The organism is Pseudomonas ceruminis (assembly GCF_021602025.1).
Lineage (GTDB): Bacteria > Pseudomonadota > Gammaproteobacteria > Pseudomonadales > Pseudomonadaceae > Aquipseudomonas > Aquipseudomonas ceruminis.
The window spans coordinates 87875-105569 of the sequence record NZ_BQHW01000021.1 but is presented as its reverse complement, the minus strand read 5'-3'; the positions used below and the strand labels follow the sequence as shown (position 1 = coordinate 105569).

17 protein-coding genes are annotated in these 17695 nt (G+C 58.7%); 3 read left to right on the top strand and 14 right to left on the bottom strand.

The annotated features are described in order from the left end of the window. Nucleotide 1: 1 nt before the first annotated feature. The 14 genes from tssH to L6D80_RS21890 all read right to left on the bottom strand — a co-directional run bounded on the left by tssH (nt 2) and on the right by L6D80_RS21890 (nt 14494). The gene (tssH, locus tag L6D80_RS21955) at nt 2-2599 is read right to left on the bottom strand and encodes a type VI secretion system ATPase TssH (protein ID WP_176516785.1); all 2598 of its coding nucleotides are present in this window, start codon (nt 2597-2599) and stop codon (nt 2-4) included. Further along, nucleotides 2596-3666, bottom strand: coding sequence for a type VI secretion system baseplate subunit TssG (gene tssG, locus L6D80_RS21950; protein ID WP_176516783.1), 1071 nt, complete (start codon nt 3664-3666; stop codon nt 2596-2598). The genes tssH and tssG overlap by 4 nt, the downstream gene beginning before the upstream one ends. Further along, complete coding sequence (tssF, locus tag L6D80_RS21945) at nt 3630-5450, bottom strand: type VI secretion system baseplate subunit TssF (protein ID WP_176516781.1); 1821 nt, start codon at nt 5448-5450, stop codon at nt 3630-3632. The genes tssG and tssF overlap by 37 nt, the downstream gene beginning before the upstream one ends. Next, nucleotides 5450-5932 (bottom strand): type VI secretion system baseplate subunit TssE, encoded by a 483-nt coding sequence (gene tssE / locus L6D80_RS21940; RefSeq protein WP_176516773.1) that lies wholly within the window; start codon nt 5930-5932, stop codon nt 5450-5452. The genes tssF and tssE overlap by 1 nt, the downstream gene beginning before the upstream one ends. 27 nt (nt 5933-5959) lie before the next feature. Beyond that, nucleotides 5960-7462: a type VI secretion system contractile sheath large subunit gene (gene tssC, locus L6D80_RS21935; RefSeq protein WP_176516771.1), complete on the bottom strand. Its 1503-nt coding sequence runs from the start codon at nt 7460-7462 to the stop codon at nt 5960-5962. 14 nt (nt 7463-7476) lie between these two features. Beyond that, nucleotides 7477-8010 (bottom strand): type VI secretion system contractile sheath small subunit, encoded by a 534-nt coding sequence (tssB, locus tag L6D80_RS21930; protein ID WP_176516769.1) that lies wholly within the window; start codon nt 8008-8010, stop codon nt 7477-7479. Nucleotides 8011-8074: 64 nt separating this feature from the next. Beyond that, nucleotides 8075-8824: a hypothetical protein gene (locus L6D80_RS21925; RefSeq protein WP_176516761.1), complete on the bottom strand. Its 750-nt coding sequence runs from the start codon at nt 8822-8824 to the stop codon at nt 8075-8077. Nucleotides 8825-9403: 579 nt separating this feature from the next. After that, nucleotides 9404-9952: a hypothetical protein gene (locus L6D80_RS21920; protein WP_176516798.1), complete on the bottom strand. Its 549-nt coding sequence runs from the start codon at nt 9950-9952 to the stop codon at nt 9404-9406. 203 nt (nt 9953-10155) lie between these two features. Next, nucleotides 10156-10614, bottom strand: coding sequence for a hypothetical protein (locus L6D80_RS30400; RefSeq protein ID WP_176516760.1), 459 nt, complete (start codon nt 10612-10614; stop codon nt 10156-10158). Nucleotides 10615-10780: 166 nt separating this feature from the next. Further along, nucleotides 10781-11122 carry a hypothetical protein gene (locus L6D80_RS21910; RefSeq protein ID WP_176516758.1) on the bottom strand — a complete coding sequence of 114 codons (342 nt, stop codon included), beginning with the start codon at nt 11120-11122 and terminating at the stop codon, nt 10781-10783. A 43-nt stretch (nt 11123-11165) separates the two neighbouring features. Next, complete coding sequence (locus tag L6D80_RS21905; RefSeq protein WP_176516756.1) at nt 11166-11726, bottom strand: ABC transporter permease family protein; 561 nt, start codon at nt 11724-11726, stop codon at nt 11166-11168. 332 nt (nt 11727-12058) lie between these two features. Next, nucleotides 12059-12601, bottom strand: coding sequence for a hypothetical protein (locus L6D80_RS21900; RefSeq protein WP_176516754.1), 543 nt, complete (start codon nt 12599-12601; stop codon nt 12059-12061). Nucleotides 12602-12921: 320 nt separating this feature from the next. After that, a complete protein-coding gene (locus L6D80_RS21895; RefSeq protein ID WP_176516752.1) occupies nt 12922-13482 on the bottom strand; it encodes a hypothetical protein in 561 nt (186 codons plus the stop codon). A gap of 4 nt (nt 13483-13486) precedes the next feature. After that, nucleotides 13487-14494 (bottom strand): hypothetical protein, encoded by a 1008-nt coding sequence (locus tag L6D80_RS21890; RefSeq protein ID WP_176516750.1) that lies wholly within the window; start codon nt 14492-14494, stop codon nt 13487-13489. A 243-nt stretch (nt 14495-14737) separates the two neighbouring features. On the opposite strand from L6D80_RS21890, the gene tssI reads away from it, so the two are divergent. From tssI to L6D80_RS21875, 3 genes are read left to right on the top strand one after another with little or no spacing between them, the layout of a single operon-like run. Further along, nucleotides 14738-16588 (top strand): type VI secretion system Vgr family protein, encoded by a 1851-nt coding sequence (tssI, locus tag L6D80_RS21885; protein ID WP_176516748.1) that lies wholly within the window; start codon nt 14738-14740, stop codon nt 16586-16588. Nucleotides 16589-16598: 10 nt separating this feature from the next. Beyond that, complete coding sequence (locus L6D80_RS21880; protein ID WP_176516746.1) at nt 16599-17186, top strand: hypothetical protein; 588 nt, start codon at nt 16599-16601, stop codon at nt 17184-17186. Between the two features lie 38 nt (nt 17187-17224). Next, nucleotides 17225-17692 (top strand): DcrB-related protein, encoded by a 468-nt coding sequence (locus L6D80_RS21875; protein WP_176516744.1) that lies wholly within the window; start codon nt 17225-17227, stop codon nt 17690-17692. The last annotated feature ends 3 nt before the right edge of the window (nt 17693-17695 follow it).

The following is a 17695-nucleotide window of genomic DNA, read 5'->3' as shown; positions in this document are numbered from 1 at the left end:
TTCAGGCCAGGCGATAGGCGAAATCGCCATCGCTGCCCAGCTCGATCGTCAGGCGTTCGATCGGTGCGTCCTGCGCCATGCGCTCGAGCACGTGCTGGGCCAGCTCGGGCATCAAGGTGCGCGACAGGATGTTGTCGATGTTGCGCGCGCCGCTGTCGACCTCGGTGCAACGCGCTGCAATGGCCTTGACCAGCGCATCGCCGTAGCTGAGTTCAGCCTGATGGTTACGGGCAAAACGCTTGGCGATGCGGTCGAGCTTGAGCGCGACGATGCGCTCGAGGATCTGGTCCTGTACCGGGTAGAACGGCACGATGCTCAGGCGGCCGAGGAAGGCCGGCTTGAACACTCGGTTGAGCTCATCGCGCAGGCCTTCGACGATAGCCTCCGGCGTGGGCAGCGTTTCAGCGTTCAGGCAGGTGTGCATGATGCGTTCGGTGCCGGTGTTGGAGGTAAGGATGATCACCGTGTTGCGGAAGTTGATCTCACGGCCTTCGCCGTCGTCCAGCACGCCCTTGTCGAACACCTGGAAGAACAGCTCGAGCACGTCGGGGTGGGCCTTTTCCACCTCGTCCAGCAACACCACGCTGTACGGCTTGCGGCGCACGGCCTCAGTCAGCACGCCGCCTTCGCCGTAACCGACGTAGCCGGGCGGCGAGCCCTTGAGGCTCGACACGGTGTGGGCTTCCTGATACTCGGACATGTTGATGGTGATCAGGTTGCGCTCGCCGCCGTACAAGGTGTCGGCCAGGGCCAGCGCGGTTTCGGTCTTGCCGACGCCGCTGGGGCCGAGCAGCAGGAACACGCCGATCGGTTTGTTCGGGTCTTCCATGCGGGCGCGGGAAATCTTGATGCGCTTGCCGATCTCGTGCAGGGCGTGGTCCTGGCCCAGCACCCGTTCGCCGAGCAGGGCTGGCAGGCGCTGCACGGTGTCGATCTCGTCACGCAGCATCTTGCCCAGGGGGATGCCGGTCCAGCCGCTGATCACTTGGGCGATGGCGCCGGCATCGACCAAGGCGTGCACCAGTGGCTGGTCGCCTTGCACAGTGCTGAGTTCGGCGCGCAGGGCGTTGAGTTGTTCGGCATCGGCCTGCTTGGCGCTGTCCAGGGCCTTGAGCTGCTCGACCAGTTCCAGCTCTTGCTGCCATTGGGCGGCCAGGCGCTGTTCCTGGGCCTGCTCGGCCTGCAGGGCGGCCTGCAGCTCGGCCAGGCGGCGAGCATGGTCGTGGCCTTTGCCGGCTTCGTGGTCGAGCACGGCGATTTCGGCCTGCAGGTTGTCGATGTGGCGGCGGCTGTCTTCCAATGCACCTGGCTGCGACGATTGCGCCAGGGCGATGCGCGCGCAGGCGGTGTCGAGCACGCTGACTGCCTTGTCCGGCAGCTGGCGGCCAGTGATGTAGCGGTTGGACAGGCGCACAGCCTGTACCAGCGCTTCGTCCATCACCGCCACCTTGTGGTGTTCGCGCATCTTGCCGAGCAGGCCGCGCAGCATGTAAATGGCCTTGTCTTCGTCAGGCTCTTCGACTTTGACCACCTGAAAGCGGCGGGCGAGGGCGGCGTCTTTCTCGAAGTACTTCTTGTACTCGGCCCAGGTGGTGGCGGCGATGGTGCGCAACTCGCCACGGGCCAGGGCTGGCTTGAGCAGGTTGGCGGCATCGTTCTGCCCGGCTTGGCCACCCGAGCCGATCAGGGTGTGGGCTTCGTCGATGAACAGGATGATCGGGTGCAGGCTGCGCTTGACCTCTTCGATCACCGCCTTCAGGCGGTTTTCGAACTCGCCTTTTACCCCGGCGCCGGCTTGCAGCAGGCCCAGGTCGAGGGTGTGCAGGGCCACGTCCTTGAGCACCGCCGGTACATCGCCCTGGGCGATGCGCAGGGCCAGGCCTTCGACCACAGCGGTTTTGCCGACCCCGGCTTCACCGGTCAGGATCGGGTTGTTCTGGCGGCGGCGGGTGAGGATATCGACCATCTGCCGCACTTCGAACTCGCGGCCGAGCACCGGGTCGATACGGCCGTCCCGGGCGCTTTGCGTGAGGTTGACGGTGTACTGGTCCAGGGCAGGGGTCTTGCCACCTACCTTGCCAGCGCCGGTCACCGGCGCAGCTGGGCTGGCCAAGGGGCTTGCCAGCTTCGATTCGGCGCTGCCTTCGACCAGTACCGCCAGGTTCAGGCGCAGGTCGTCGGCGTTGACCTTTTCCAGCTCCGGTGCAGAGGCGATTACCACACGGCGCAGTTCGGCGTCGTCGAGCAACGCTTGCAGCAGATGGGCGCTGCGCACCTGGCCGACACCGTACTCGATCGAGGCCAGCACCCAGGCCTGTTCGATCATGCGGGTGATGTGCGGCGACAGCGCTGGCGTGCGGGTGTTGCCCTTTTTGAAGGTGCCCAGGGCGGTGACCAGTTGCGCCTGCAGACGCTCGGCCACCACATCGTAGTGGCGCAGGATCACCGGCAGGTCGCTGTCGCTGTTGTCGAGCAGTTGCAGCAGCAGGTGCTCGACCTCGACGTCATAGTGGTGCTCCGACAGGCACAGGGCCGCCGCGCTTTCAGTGGCCGTGCGGCTGGTTTCGTTGAGCTTGGCGAACAGAGACTTCAGGTTCACAAGGCGACCCCATCGTAAGGAATGTGGAAGACGGCGCAACGCGAAGGCTCCGCGTCACGGCCAGGGCGTTTGAGCCAGCCCAGCCAGCCCAGCGCGACATTGCCGCTGCGGCCCAGCTGGGCGCGCGGCACGGCCTCGCGCTTGAGGCGAGGGGCAATTTCGAAGTCCAGCTCGGCACCTATATAGAAGCGCACCAGCTCAACCAGCTTGTTGTAGCACTCGGTGCCCGGTTGAAAACGCTGGTAATCGGCCAGGGCCAAGGGGCCCAGGTCGATGCGGATGCACGACTGGTAATCCCACACGCGGTTGCCGGCTACGGCGCTGTGGCCGAGCTGGGCGTTCTTGCGGCCAAGCTGAGTGCACTGCTCGGGCTGCAGCTTGAGCCAGCGGCCGGCGAACTGCTTGACCTGGATCGGCAAGCCGAAATAGAAGCCCAGCATGCGCTCCAGGTTGAGCGCGTTGCGCGGCTTCTGGCTGAGCAGCCCGGCAAAGTAGCTGAACAGTTCGCGGCGCAGCACAGGTTGCGGCTGCTCGAACTTCAATTGCTGCGCACGCGGGCCCAGCCCGACGAGGTTGAGCAGGTAGCCATCGAAACCCGAGGTGCCGTTGCGCTCGTGCTCGATGTGGAACTTGTACTTTTGCCAGGCTTCGTAGAACAGCGTGGTCATGCGGTGCGAGAAGATGTCCAGGAACGCATGGGCGGCATCGTCGCGGTACTGCACGTGGCGTTCCAGCAGCAGCTCGGTGTATGGCCGCGGCAGCACACCCGACGGCCCGACCAGGCCCATGAAGGTCACCTGCACTTCCGACAGCGGCAGGCCGGCCGTCGACACCTTGCCTTCACGTTCGAAGTGCAGTTCGCTGACTTCACTGGCCGGGAACGCCAACGACAACTGGCTGCGAAAACGCAGCGGGTCTTCGTGCGGCCGGGTTGCCAGGTCCATGCGCCCGGTGCGGCTGTAATGCAGGCGGAGCAAGCGCACCAATTGAAAGAATTCGAATCGGTGCGGCTCGGCTCTGGCTTGATCGATCAGACCAGGGGCTGATCGCCAGTACGGGCTGGCCATTGGACGACTCTCTTTTCTCGTTGGTGGGTGCGCAAGGTCAATTGGGTGAAGCTGTTCATCGAGCAGTACTGGCCGAAGAAGTGGTCCAGCACCATGCCGAACAGGAACACGCCGCTGCCGGTGAACTGGCTTTCGTCGAAGGTCAGGGTGATGCCCACGCCGCGTACGAAGTTCGGCCGCGGGTGGCCGATGCGTGCCACCACCGGTTCGCTGCTGATCGCCTTGATGCCGTTGATCTGTTTGCGGATGGCCGACACGTTGCGGTAGTTGTACAGCGACAGCAGTTCGAGCAGCACTTCGCGGCCCTGGCTGACCAGTGACAGGTGGTTGAGCGACAGGTGCGCAATCAGCCGCCAGATCAGGCCCTTGCCCAGCGGGACGCGCACCGTGGCGGTGGGTTTGCGCAGGCAGCGGATGTCCTTGATCACCGAGTTGGCCGGGATGTTGAAGTCGCCACGCTCGCCGCCGAACGGCAGCATCAGCGGTACATCGCGGTTGCTGCAGGTGAGGCTGATGCTGAGGGTGTCGCTGTTGCCGTCGATCAGCTCCAGGTCGCGGTCGACCACGCGGATGCTCATGGCGGTGGCATCGCCCTGGTTGCGCCGGCGGGCGATCCAGTAGCTGTTGTGCGGGTCTTGCTCGCCACGCGGTTCGAAAAACGGCTGGCAGGTGCCGACGTGGTCGATACCGCCCAGTTTGCGCACGCGGCGCACGCGGTCGATCGACACCACCTCGGCGGCGTTGTGCAGGCGAATGTCCGGGGTGACCGGGTACTCGTGCTGGGTATGGGTGAGCTTGATCGGCTCGGCCTGTTGGCGGAACAGGTTGATGATCGGCGTGCAGTTGAGCTTGAAGTTGTTGCGGCCGATGTTCTGGGTCAACCGCGACAGGCGCTCGCTGAGGTCGTAGTCGTTGAAATAGAAGTTGATCTCGACCTGCTCGATGGCCTTGCCCTGCAGGATGCGGGCAAACCCGCAAAGGTCGAAGAACATGAATTTGTCGGGGAACGTGAAGTACTCGTGCAGCAGGCGGTAGCCCAGGAACGAGCGCTCGGAATAGTCCACCAGGCCCTCGTCGCGGGCATAGCCCACGGCCTTCAAGGCATCGGCCGGCAGCGCGACTTCGCGGTTGCGGCCTTCATCCTGGAAGCTGAGCGTGGCTTTGGCCAGGTTGTTGAACAACAGCTCGTACAGTTGGTGCATGAGCGTCGCTTCGCCATCGAGGAAGAAGCGCAAACGATCAAGTTCCATCTGGCCGAACAGGGCATCACCGGTGGCTTGCAGGCGGATGCGCAGGCGCGCCACCAGGTCAGCACTGTGGCCATTGAACGCCGAACGCTCCATCTCACCGAACGACGCCTGTTGCACTGCGATCGGCCATAGCTCCACCGGGTAGCAGGTGCGGAACTTGCACACCACGCCTTCGACGGCATTGGCGTGCATCTCGGTATGCCGAGCCACGCAATAGGCTTCGGTAACTTTTTCGTGCTTGCCCAGGCTCAGCTCGGCGATCGACATCGACGGAGTAGGGCGCAGGTAGTGCGGATACAGCACCTCAAGGAACGACTCGACGATTTCGGGGAACTCGTCATCGAGCTTTTTATGCACGCGCGCCGACAGGAACGAAAACGCCTCGATCAGCCGCTCGGTATGCGGGTCTTCGCAGTTGTCACCCTCGATCAGCAGCCGCGAGGCGATTTTCGGGTACTGCGCAGCAAACTCCTGGCCGAGGAAGCGCAGGTGCGACAGTTCCTTTTCGTAGTAGGGCAGCAGTTCGTCGAGCATCAGTTGAGGTTCTGCACTTTGTATTCCTGGGTGTTGACCTGCAGCACGGCATCGAACGACACCTGGCGGCTGATGTCCTGCAGACGCAACACGGCGTCCACGCGGAAGGTCAACATGCGATGGCCGTTCTGCTGGGCCAACAGCTGCACGCGCACCCGGCGGAAACGCCGGTCACCCGTGCTGATCGCCCGCTCCAGCTGTTGCTGGATCAGGCGGCGGTCATGCGGGTCGAGCACGCTGCGGCTGATGAAGTCGGGCATGCCGTATTCAAGGATGGACCCACCCAGCTGGCTGAAGCCGTCGAGCTCTTCGGCGACCAGGGACTGGCGAGTGTTCACCAGCACCTCCAGGTCGCGGACGATGCTGGCCTTGTACTCGGCCAGCGAACAGGTGCGCTGCAAGGCGGGCTCGGCCGACTGGTATGGACGGTCGTCCAGCAGTCGGTCGAGCAGCGAGGGCAGCAAGCGGGCCTGATTACTCATGTGTCATCCTTGAACACGTAGGCCGGCTCAGCCGCGCGCGCCTTGTGGCAGTTCGGCTACCAGGCGCAGCGAGGCGGTCAGTTCGTCCAGCTGGTAGTGCGGGCGCAGGTAGGTCACGGCCTTGTACACGCCAGGCTTGCCCGGCACCTCGAACACCTCGGCGCGCGCTTCGCGCAGCGGGAACTTGGCCTTGGCTTCCTGGCTGGCGGTGTCGTCGAGCAGCACGTAGCTGGCCAGCCACTGGTTGAGGAAGCGCTCGACATCCATGCGTGAGGCGAAGCTGCCGATCTTGTCGCGCATGATCGCCTTCATGTAATGGGCGATGCGCGAGGTGGCGAAGATGTACTGCAGCTGCGCCGACAGGCGTGCGTTGGCATTGGCGATGTCGGTGTTGTACTGCTTTTGCTTCTGCGCCGACTGGGTGCCGAAGAACGCGGCGTAGTCGGTGCCCTTGCAATGCACCAGCGGGATAAAGCCAAGGTCCGACAGCTCTTTTTCGCGGCGGTCGGTGATGGCGATTTCGGTCGGGCACTTGAGGGCGATTTCGCCGTCGTCGGTCTTGAAGGTGTGGGTCGGCAGGCCTTCGACCAGGCCGCCACCCTCCACCCCGCGGATCGCCACGCACCAGCCGTAGCGGGCGAAGGCGTCGGTGACACGGGTGCCCAGGGCGTAGGCGGCGTTCATCCACAGGTACTTGTTGTGGTCACGGCCGTCGACGCTCTCGACGAAGTTGAATTCTTCCACCGGGGTGGTATCGGGGCCATACGGCAGGCGGCCGAGCACGTGCGGCAGGGTGAGGCCGACATAGCGCGAGTCTTCCGAGGCGCGGAACGACTTCCACTTGGCGTATTCGACGGTGTCGAAGATTTTCGCCAGGTCGCGCGGGCCGGACATGTCGGTGAACGAGTCCCACCCAAACAGCTCAGGCGAGGCGGCCGAAATGAACGGCGCGTGGGCCGCAGCGGCCACGTGCGAGATCTCTTCGAGTAGGTACATGTCTTCGGGGTTGCGGTTGAACTCGTAGTCACCGATCAGCATGCCGAACGGCGCGCCACCGAAGGTGCCGTACTCTTCTTCGTAGACCTTCTTGAACAGCGCGCTCTGGTCGAATTCGCTGGCGGCCTTGAGGTCGCGTACCAGGTCCTTCTTCGAAGCGTTGAGCAGGTGAATCTTCAGCGTGGTGCTGGTCTCGGTCTGGTCGACCTGGTACTTCAGGCCGCGCCAGGAGGCTTCCAGCTGCTGGAACTCACGGGCGTGCATGATCTCGTTCATCTGCTCGGAGAGCATCGAGTCGATCTCGGCGATGCGCGCGTCGAGCACGGCGATCAAGTCTTTGCTCGGGGTCATTTCGCCTTCGAGCACCTGGTTGACCAGCTCACCGATGAGGTCGCGGGTGCGGTTGCGCTCGGTGTCGGAGCGGGCCACACGGCTTTGCGAAATGATGCTGTCGAGCAGCGAGGCCTGCGGCGCGAAGCTTTCCACTTCGACCAGGTCAGCGTCCTGTTGTGGCAATGTTTGCTTGTCGGTCATCGTCTGGCTCCTGCTTACTCTTTGCCGTCGTTGGCGGGGGCGGCGGCTTCGCGACCGAATTCCTTGCCCAGGGTTTTCAGTTTTTCGGTGTTCTGCAGCACGTCCATCAGCAGCTCTTCGAGCTTGTCGTTGCCGCCCATCTTGTTGCGCAGGTCGGCCAGCTTGTTACGCACTTCCAGCAGCTTGCGCAGCGGCTCGACCTGCTTGACCACGTTTTGCGGCTCGAAGTCTTCCAGGGCGTTGAAGTTGAGCTCCACGCCCAGCTGGGTGCCGTTTTTGGCCAGGGTGTTGTCGACGCGGTAGGTCAGGCGCGGCTTGATGCCCTTGAGCACGCCGTTGAAGTTGTCGCGGTCGATGAACACGAATTTGCGGTCCTTGAGCTTGGGCAAAGGCTCCAGCGGGTTGCCGGAGAAGTCGCCCAGCACGCCGACGACAAAGGGCAGCTCTTTTTTCTCGAGCGCATCGCCGATGTCCACGTCGTAGGTGATATGGACCCGGGGCGCGCGAACGCGGTCGAGTTTGTGCTGGGTACTTTCCTTCTTCGCCATCGTGTTCTCCAGTGCGAGCAGTTCGCTGCGAATCATTGCACGGCCGGTTGCCCGGCCCTGCGCGTTACAGACCTTCGATCGTCGCCAGCAGGCGCTGACGGATTTCGTCGTTCATTTCCAGAATGTTGTCGCGGCCCACCAGCTCTTCGAAGCTGGTGTTACCGGCGATTTGCGTGCTGCTACGGATGACCGAATCGTCCGGAAGTTCCGAACGCACCGGCGAGCTGATGACGCAGAAGGGCAGGTCGCCCAGGCCCTTGAGGCGCTCGAAGCTCAAGCCGAAGCGCAGGCCTTCGAACAGCCGGCCGAGGCCCGGCGACTTGCTCAGGCAGTAGAACAGCACCAGGTAGTGCACCACGAAGCGGTACAGCTCGGCGCTGCTGCGGTTGGGGTCGTTGATGACCGTGCGAAAGCGCGCCAGCTCGAAGCCCTGGAAACCCACCACCCAGCGCACCGGGCTGGTGATGCGGATGACCTGGCCGCTCGGGACGAGGGCCTTGTCGTATTCCAGGGGGAACAGTTCGGGGGTGGTGCTGATGAGGTTGAGCGGCACTTCCAGCTCGCTGACCAGCTGGAACGGCGCGGCTGAGCCGATGCGCTCGTAGAGTTCGATAAGCGACTGGAAGTGACCCTGGGTTTCACGCCCACTACTGCGCTGGGCGCCCTGCAGGTATTCGCCAAACAGCGTCTGCGGACGAATCAGCGGCGCCATGGTAGCGAGGTAATCCGACGCCTGCGCTTTGAGCGCATCGGCAATCGCCCGCGTTTGGCTGCGCAGCCGGATCAGTGCTTCGACATCGAACGTCTGTGTCATCGGTACATCGTCCATGAGCCTTTTTGAATCGTCCTGATACGCCGGTGGCGTGGACTTGAATCTCGGTGCTGGCACATGAATATCGTGTTGCCAGTAATGCCGTGTAGGGCACCTCGCTAGGGAAAGAAGTTCCTGCGAGGGGCGCAATTTTTTCCCGGTTTGTGATGCAGCGCAATGATGCCTCAATGATATTGCGCGACCGTTTTGGGCGCGTAAAATAGGGGTTTGGCCCCATAGGTAAGGAGTTCAAGGCGAAGCAAACGGTCTCAAAAAAAGATCAGAAAATCTTTATCAAAAGGTGAAGCAGGTCGCATTTCTGGTGGTGTGAAATCCCACTCGCGGCGCTTTATTCCCGGCCATCCAATGATGGCAATGCGACGAAATACGGCGCATGCAGCGACTATCTCCGAGTGACCGCCTCCCTCAAAACCGTAAAGATCCGCGGTCCTTGTGGGAGCAGCTTCAGCCGCGAACACCGGCAAAGCCGGTGCCATCCACCGCGTCGCTTGCTTCGCGGCTGAAGCCGCTCCCACAGGGTAGTAAGACCCGCTTTGCGTTCAGCGGCAGGTGGTGGAATTGCTACCTACCGTCCACCTGAGCGCAAATGTTCTTGTTCCCGACGACTTTGCACGGCCAGTGGTCGTTGATGTAGGAATCGGGCGTGAAGCACATGCACTCATCGTTCACCCAGAACATTTGCCATCCGGAGCCGGAGATCCGTAGTTTGGGGCAAGACCAGTAGTCCTTGGCCAGCAGCGTGGCGCAGGTTACAGCCATGATTACAGGGGCAGCGCACATCATCGCCAGCGTCAGCTGATAGGAGCGCAACTGGAACGCATACAGCCATGATTTCACCGGCGGGTCGAACTTGCGGCCAGTCCAGACGCAGTACGCGCTTGTCACGACTATCACGGGAGTGACCGGGATCGCGGAGATCGCTAGAAAGGCCATGAGGGGCGTCTCAACGACTGGCGCATTCCGGTAAAGACGACCGTAGAGCGGAATGAGCGCCTCCCAGAGCGCGTTGAGCGCAATTGCGCCTACACCGAACATGCAAAGACCGAGGCCAATGGCTGTTAGCCTGAACAGGATGGGCGATCTGATGTGCAGTTCAGGATGGTTTTTCACGTGCTTGCAGCGTTCCTTGCTGAGTTTCATTTTGCTATGGCCAGGTGCCCGCTGGCATCGTTGCCAAGGCGCCAGATAGCCTGGACACTTCGCTTCTGGACCATGACCAGACACGGCAAGGAGCAGGCATGATCGACTTGAGAAGCCCGGATGCAACCCTCAGCGCTTACGCAGAGCGCTACGGCAACCTGCTCCCTGGATGGTCAGCTCAGTTGCAGCAGCGCATAGATTACACGTTGCAGCCCGATGCACCCGAATTGCCACGTATCAAGCCCGCCTGGCTCAGCGACAGACCTTGCACGTGTTAAGGCATAATTTTTTCCATCTACCATTTTGCAGGGCCATCCATTTTCTGTGTAACTATCAGGCACGAAACAGAAACCGGGGTGGCTTACCCAGTAGGTCTGCCAAGCCGAGCCAGATTTTCTCAATTGTGGGCACGTTGTATAGTCCAGGGCGTTGAGTGTCAGCGTGGTGGCAATGGCCGCGGACGGTGCAATTAGAACTAAAGCGTAAACCGACGTTTTCATCATTCCAGCCTCAAACTTTGCAAGCCCCGACTTGGCCGGCGGTGCAAATTTTTTGCCAGTGCAGATTGCGAATGCGCTCGCTATAACGCACGCAAGCATGACCGGCGGCGCCATGAGCAAACCAAAAGCCATATAGGGCACTTCAATGGCAGAGGCTTGGCGCCAGATCTGTCCGTAGATTGGCAGCACATGTGCAATTAGCCAATAGGCCGAAAATATGCCCACGGCAGAGCAGATCAGAAGCGTCAGCGTGGCGAGTAGTCTGAATTTCAGGAGGCAATACCTAGAGGGCTAACGATCATTGGAGCGTTCTCACTGCTTGCGCGGTCCGTGTGGGAGCGGGCTCGCCCCGCGAACACGGGCGTCGCAGGGTAGGTGACTCCCCGCCCGACAATTCGATGCGAAACTCCGCAAAAGCGTGTTCCAGTTCTCTATATCTCCGCAGCCCTTCCTCGGTAAACAGGTAGCGACCCGGGATATCGCGCCACTCCATCGGGGTACGAATCAACTCCTGATCTGCCGCGGTCATCAACGGCTCAAGTTCGACGCTCAATTTCAGGGCAGCGGGATCTTGCGCTTTCAGGCTATCGATGATCAGCCGAAGTTTCAGTGACTTCTGCTTTAGCGATTGAGTGTTCATGTTCAGCTCTGATTGGAAATGGTGCCTATCATATTCGGAGTAATCATCGCTGCCCATCAGCCTGTAGACAAATATTCTTATCCCCTACACGCTTGCAAGGTTGGTTGTCGCTGGTGTAAGAATCAGGTTTGAAGCAATACTGTGCATCATTGACCCAGTACACTTTCCATGCCGACCCCGAAATTAATAATTTTTGGCAGGGCGTGTAACCCTTGCCCCATAAGCCAAGTGTCACAAGTATCGCAATTGCCGGCGCCATGCCGATCATTGACCACAGAGTTAATTTGTACGAGTAGTATTGGAATTTGAAGAGGAGAGAATGGGTGGGTGGATCAAATTTCTTTGCGCGCCAACAGGCATAGGCTGTCGTGATGACCAGTATGGGGCTAACCGTGCACATGCCAATTAGCATAAACCCCAGATAGGGCGTAATCACAAGGGGCGCGTTGCTTAATAACTTACCGAATAATGGCAGCACATCGTTAATCAGCCAGTACCCCGACAACAGGCCCATAGCGATGGTAAACAGGCAGGTGATAAAAGCCACAAGACGGAATAGGTGGGGAGAGCGTTCGTGAAACTCGTAGGGTTGATGTGTGGTCATTATCAGAACTTTGGCAGATTGAAAGTCGGGAGTGAAGGCATAGAGGGTAGCTCAGGCATCGACGGCCAACCAGGTAGATTGAGGTCTCCCGGTTGGAGTTTTCGCAGCGCCCAGCGCTTGGCCTCGTTTTAGAGGTTGTCCGCGATTTCACCCGCTAAGTTAGTGATTTTCTCCTCTGCGTATCTTTTCATATCCTCAGTGCCCACGCGAATGGCGTGTTGACGCAGTCTTTCAACGGTTTCGCGGCCGGCGGAATCACCGCTTCGACAAACTCGTAAAACTATGCTGCCATGGTCAAGAGCCGCTTCAAACGCTGCCTGCTGGCAATGTGGTTACTCATTCATGTTAAGGCATAATTTTTTTCCATCTACCATTTTGCAGGGCCATCCATTTTCTGTGTAACTATCAGGCACGAAACAGAAACCAGGGTGGCTTACCCAGTAGGTCTGCCAAGCCGAGCCAGATTTTCTCAATTGTGGGCACGTTGTATAGTCCAGGGCGTTGAGTGTCAGCGTGGTGGCAATGGCCGCGGACGGTGCAATTACAACTAAAGCGTAAACCGAAGTTTTCATCATTCCGGTCTCAAACTTTGCAAGCCCCGACTTGGCGGGCGGTGCAAATTTTTTGCCAGTGCAGATTGCGAATGCGCTCGCTACAACGCACGCAAGCATGACCGGCGGCGCCATGAGCAAACCAAAAGCCATATAGGGCACTTCAATGGCAGAGGCTTGGCGCCAGATCTGTCCGTAGATTGGCAGCACGTGTGCAATTAGCCAATAGCTCGAGAATATGCCCACGGCAGAGCAGATCAGGAGCGTCAGTGCGGCGAGTAGCCTGAACTTCAGGGAGGCGAACCCTAGTGGGGTAGCGAACATTGGACGTTCTCGAGGGGCGGCGAGTGATGCATTGAACACCTGGCGTTTGTTATGTTGGTTTTCGGCCCGTGCAATCAAACTGCGCAGCGTCTGCAGCCATGATGCTGCGAGCGGCTACGCAGTGGTGATGCTCCAGCAGCCGACGGAGCTTTGTGACGGCGAGTTGCACGGCGTCCATAATACCCTTGCCCTTGTGCCCTTAGGGTGAAGAGGGCGCCTGGACTGCCGCCTGGTTCCCACATCAGGTTGTGGTTCATCAACCTGCCAAATGTCGCCGTGGAGTTTGTACCCAGCCTCGGGATGGACTGGATACCCTTAGATTATCGCCCATCGGCCTGTACGCAGATTTCCTTACCATTCTCTTTTTTGCAAGGCCAGTGATCGTTGATATAATATTCCGGTTTGAAGCAGACCTTATCATCGTTGACCCAGAACAATTGCCATCCAGAGCCTGATATCAATAGCTTCGGGCATGGAGAGTAGTCGCGCCACATTAAAGTAAGGGTGGTTATGGCTATGAGTGCGGGTGCAACAAATACCGCAGTTTTTATCGATACAGCCAGCATGAGTGACTGGAATCGATACAGCTTCGAGTTTCGCGGTGGGTCAAATCTTTTCCCATTCCAAGCGGCAAGGGCTGAGGCGACTATCAAATAAAGTAGACCAGGTGGCCCCATTAATAAGAAAAAACCTAAGTAAGGTGTTTCCACGATGGGGGCGTCTCGATAAATTCGCCCGAATAGAGGTAAAATGTCATAGCTCAGCCAGTATAAGGCCAGCCCGCACGCGACTAATGACATGGGAATAAATATTAACGCAGTGAGCCTTATCTTTAGCGGCGACGGGTCGCCTGAGCGACGGTGGGTTTGATTTTTTTTCATATCGTCAAATTTTTGGTATCTTAAAATTGTTAAGCATTGGCAGATTGCCTCCGGAGGGTAAGCGAGGGAATCTCAGTTCGCCCGGCTGTATTTTTCGAATGGCCCACCTTTTTGCCTCGTCGTAGAGATATTCAGCAGTTTGTGCGGCCATGTCTGCAATACTTTGCTCCACCTCTTCTTTTATTTCATCCACGTCAATTTTCGTGACTTGCGCTTGGATGTTTTCGAAGTGGGTAACGGCATGGCGCAGGCTAGCTTTGACCGCGTTTTTAATGCCGTAATGGTTGTCTATCACATTGAGGCCGTAACCAACGATGAAAACAAATATCGCCCCTGCTGCCACGGGTGCGGCTGCGGCGGTTATGAGGGTGCCTGCAAATACCCCTGCGGCGTAGCCCACAGTGGTAGCGATTCCGGCCTTGACCAGTTCCACCCCAATGCCCCCAAAAAGATCAGTGAGTACAGCTTCATCGTTGAATGCCCACTCTGCTACTTCAATCCCGACGGCCACCCAGCACGAAATTTTGAACCCTTGAATTGACGATCCGCGAATGCCATATTTACCTATGCCCAGTTCCAGAAGTTGCGCATTGCGAACGCCATAGCGTGTTCCTTTTAACTTTCTCCTGAGGCCTGGATAACCGGTAAGTATTAAATATTCTTGACCATTGCGCACCGATACCCGGGCTTTTGTCCCGAATCCGCCGATATCGCGTAATAGAATGGCAATGTTTTTAGCATCGACAGCTGCTAAACCAGCAGGAACGCCCCAGTTCGTATTGACGAACGTGTGTGGGATTCCGTTATAGTTGGTTTTCATCTCATTCCAGGCACAGTCGAGCCAGTAGCGCTGATTGAGATTGCAGTTTTGGGGAGGTTGTGTAGCCGCGTGTGTGCCTTGGACGTTTTTTGCATCTATCCTTAGATCGCTCAAGAGCATAACCACCATCTCGCGGTTATTTTTCTCCATTTCATATGCTAACTGATCGAGCATTACCTTGCTCACGAACATGGTCAGCTACTCCTTGGTCTATTTGCGAGGTTGCCTCACTGGCATCGTGAGCGAGCCTACACGCCCGGCGCAGACGGCGCAAACCAATAGCGCTTTCAGCAGCGGTTGTATCTAGCTTGCGGCTGCCACTAGCTTGCTGAGTGCAGAGCATTTCCAGGATGATAGCCATGTGGCATCATTTGACAGCTTTGTTTGACCGCGTTTTCATTAGCCGATTTCCAGCTTGATGCAGGATGCATTCTAATGATTACGGACGCCATCGAGTCGATGCTCACCCAGCACCAGCGCCTCATTACTTTTGACTCCCCGTTGCCCCCCGATCAAGAGCTTCAGCTACTCAGCTTCACCGGCCGTGAGGCGGTGTCCGAGCTGTTCAGCTTCCAAGTGGACCTCATCTCCCAGGATGCGCGAATCGAGCTCAAAAAACTCATCGGAAAGAAGGTCGCCATAGGTATCGCCCTGGCCGATGGCGGAACGAAACACATCAGTGCGCACGTTTCTGACTTCGTGCACACTGGCGCTGATGGTGGAATTGCGAACTACAGTGCCGAGCTGGTGCCTTGGATCTGGATTCTAAGTCGGCGTCGTGATTCGCGCATTTTTCAGGACATGACCACTGAGCAGATCGTCAAGGAGGTCTTCGCCTATTACCTATCGCTGGCAGATCACGAATTTCGTCTAAGCAAATCACTCAAGCCGATAAGTTACTGTACCCAATACCAGGAATCAGACCTGGATTTCGTGCTCCGCTTGCTTGAGCAGGAGGGTTTGTTTTTTACCTTCCTGCACAATCCTGAGGGGCACCGCATGGTTATCAGCGATGACAGCAGCCTATTGCCGCAACTTGAGCGCCAACCCGTCATTCGTTACCACAGCGCCTCAGTCACCGAAACGGCTGATTCCATCACCGCCTGGTCTTCAGCGCGTCGCTTCCAACCTACAAAGCTTACCCTTAAGTCGTTTGACTACAAGCAGCCAAAGAATCCGCATTTGGTACAACTGAATTCGCTTAATCAACAGGGCGAAGTCGGTCAATTCGAAGTATTTGAGTATGAGGGATTGTATGGTTACGCCGACACAGATGAGGGCTTGCGCAAAGCAAGGCATCGTCTAGAGGCCATGGAGGTAAATGGGAAAACTTTCAGTGGTGAAAGTAACTGTCGGGCAATGGAACCGGGGCACTACTTCGAGCTGACTCAGCACTACGATCATGATAACGACGCTGCAGAAGATCGTCAGTTCCTCATCCTATCCGTTAATCATTGGGCGCAGAATAATTATTCCGGCGACGGCGAGGCAGGTTATCGCAACGGTTTCACCTGTATTCGCCGAAAAATTCCATTCCGTCCTTCCCTCCGTACGCCGCGCCCTGGCATCACCGGCCCACAAACTGCCATCGTCGTCGGCCCACCCGGCGAAGAGATCTACACAGACGAGTTGGGGCGTGTGAAGCTGCAGTTCCACTGGGACCGTAACGGCGAGTTCAACGACCAGAGCTCCTGCTGGGTCCGCGTCGCCCAGTCCGGCGCCAGCGGCGGCTTCGGCAGTATCCTGATCCCCCGCGTCGGCGACGAGGTGGTGGTGGTGTTCCTTGACGGCAACCCCGACCGCCCGCTGATCATGGGGAGCTTGTACAACGGTACCAACATCCCCCCATGGTCGTTGCCAGCGAACAAGACCCAGAGTGGTTTCCTCACCCGTTCCATGAAAGGCGACGGCGGTACCGCGAACTTCTTCCGCTTCGAGGACAAGGCCGGCGCCGAGCAGATCATCATGCATGCCGAGCGCAACATGGATACCGAGATCGAGCTGGATGAGAAGCACGATGTGGGGAACAATCGGACGATTACGGTGGGTGGGGCGCACACGGAGATCGTCAAGAAAGACACCGTGGTGAATGTCCAGGAGGGCAGCTACACCCTGCAGGTGGACAACAAGTTCATCCAGGTGAGTGCCAACGAGAGCATCCTGCTCCAGGTGGGGAGTAGCAAGATCAAAATGACCCCACAAGGCATCACCATCGAAGCTGACAAGATCGACATTCTCGGTAAGAACACCTTCGTCAAAGGTGATCGCGTCGACATCAACGAATAAGGCGCAGCCAATGGCCACCACCAGCATCTACGACAGACTCTCTCAAAAGCGCGATGCTGCCGAGGCACTCGCTCGGCAGCAGGCCGAGGAGGAGCGAGTGGCTGCTGAAGCCATGAGCAAGATGCCTGTTCCGGTTCCTGTATTACCTCTGGACGTCGGTCAGAACGCGTTCCAGATCGCAGGGCTCAATATGCGCGTGCCAAAGGGTTTTGGATTTCGCGAAATTGACACCACCCTGGAATTCGCCGGTTGCGAAGTAACCTTCAGCGCGCGCCGCAGAATCGCCCCTCAGGGCCTGCCCCTCGCAAAAGCGGTTGAGGGCTATGTGAAGAATCTGCGTGATCTTCATGTCGGGATGACCCTGGTGCGCGAGGCTGAGGGCTTGCTGGCGGGGCACGCGGCGATTGCACTGGATTACCTGTTCACGGTTGGGCAGGAGCGCCGCCATGGGCGCACCGTGTGCGCGATCATCAGCAGCGGCGACGAACTGTCTCGCCAATGGTTCGAGGTGTCCACGCTCATAGACCCCGACAAGGAGCGGCTGGCCGACTGGTTGGTCGCGTTCGATGCCATGCTCGCCGACATAACGGCACAGTAAGCCCACCAATTTTTTCGCTTAATGGAATTTGAAAACCAATGGACTATCAGCTTCAGGAAGGATCTATCTCGTTGCCGGAAGGCTTTCAGGACCGAACGGTGAATATGTTCATCCTGGGCAACAATGTCCCAGCACCACTCAATATCACCCTTTCGCGTGACAACTTGTTACCTGCAGAAGACCTCACGGCGTATATCGATCGCCAGGTGAAACTGATCGCCACCAAGCTGCGCGGGTACACCGTGCTCAGCAAAACGCCTGCGCAGTTGTCCTCCAGCCAACCCCTTCCAGGGCTGCAGATCGAAGCCTACTACATGAACGAAGGCCGCCCTGTGTATCAGCGCCAGGCCGCTTTTGAAGTCGCCCCAGGCCGAATCCTGGTGTTCTCCACCACCAGCCAGAAGGATTTCAGCGGCAAGCAGAATGAACGCTGGCTTGAGCTTCTGAGCAGCTTCCAGCCGCGCCAGGATGCAACGGCATCGTCCGAAAACGCTACTCAGGACTGAGCT

Bases quoted from the DNA above. Each gene is read 5' to 3' on its own strand.
- L6D80_RS21925 (WP_176516761.1), bottom strand. From the start codon at position 8,824: ATGACACAGACGTTCGATGTCGAAGCACTGATCCGGCTGCGCAGCCAA.
- tssI (WP_176516748.1), top strand. From the start codon at position 14,738: ATGATTACGGACGCCATCGAGTCGATGCTCACCCAGCACCAGCGCCTC.
- L6D80_RS21910 (WP_176516758.1), bottom strand. From the start codon at position 11,122: ATGAACACTCAATCGCTAAAGCAGAAGTCACTGAAACTTCGGCTGATC.
- L6D80_RS30400 (WP_176516760.1), bottom strand. From the start codon at position 10,614: ATGGCTTTTGGTTTGCTCATGGCGCCGCCGGTCATGCTTGCGTGCGTT.
- L6D80_RS21880 (WP_176516746.1), top strand. From the start codon at position 16,599: ATGGCCACCACCAGCATCTACGACAGACTCTCTCAAAAGCGCGATGCT.
- L6D80_RS21875 (WP_176516744.1), top strand. From the start codon at position 17,225: ATGGACTATCAGCTTCAGGAAGGATCTATCTCGTTGCCGGAAGGCTTT.
- L6D80_RS21905 (WP_176516756.1), bottom strand. From the start codon at position 11,726: ATGACCACACATCAACCCTACGAGTTTCACGAACGCTCTCCCCACCTA.
- L6D80_RS21895 (WP_176516752.1), bottom strand. From the start codon at position 13,482: ATGAAAAAAAATCAAACCCACCGTCGCTCAGGCGACCCGTCGCCGCTA.
- tssE (WP_176516773.1), bottom strand. From the start codon at position 5,932: ATGAGTAATCAGGCCCGCTTGCTGCCCTCGCTGCTCGACCGACTGCTG.
- tssB (WP_176516769.1), bottom strand. From the start codon at position 8,010: ATGGCGAAGAAGGAAAGTACCCAGCACAAACTCGACCGCGTTCGCGCG.
- tssC (WP_176516771.1), bottom strand. From the start codon at position 7,462: ATGACCGACAAGCAAACATTGCCACAACAGGACGCTGACCTGGTCGAA.
- tssG (WP_176516783.1), bottom strand. From the start codon at position 3,666: ATGGCCAGCCCGTACTGGCGATCAGCCCCTGGTCTGATCGATCAAGCC.
- L6D80_RS21890 (WP_176516750.1), bottom strand. From the start codon at position 14,494: ATGTTCGTGAGCAAGGTAATGCTCGATCAGTTAGCATATGAAATGGAG.
- L6D80_RS21900 (WP_176516754.1), bottom strand. From the start codon at position 12,601: ATGTTCGCTACCCCACTAGGGTTCGCCTCCCTGAAGTTCAGGCTACTC.
- tssF (WP_176516781.1), bottom strand. From the start codon at position 5,450: ATGCTCGACGAACTGCTGCCCTACTACGAAAAGGAACTGTCGCACCTG.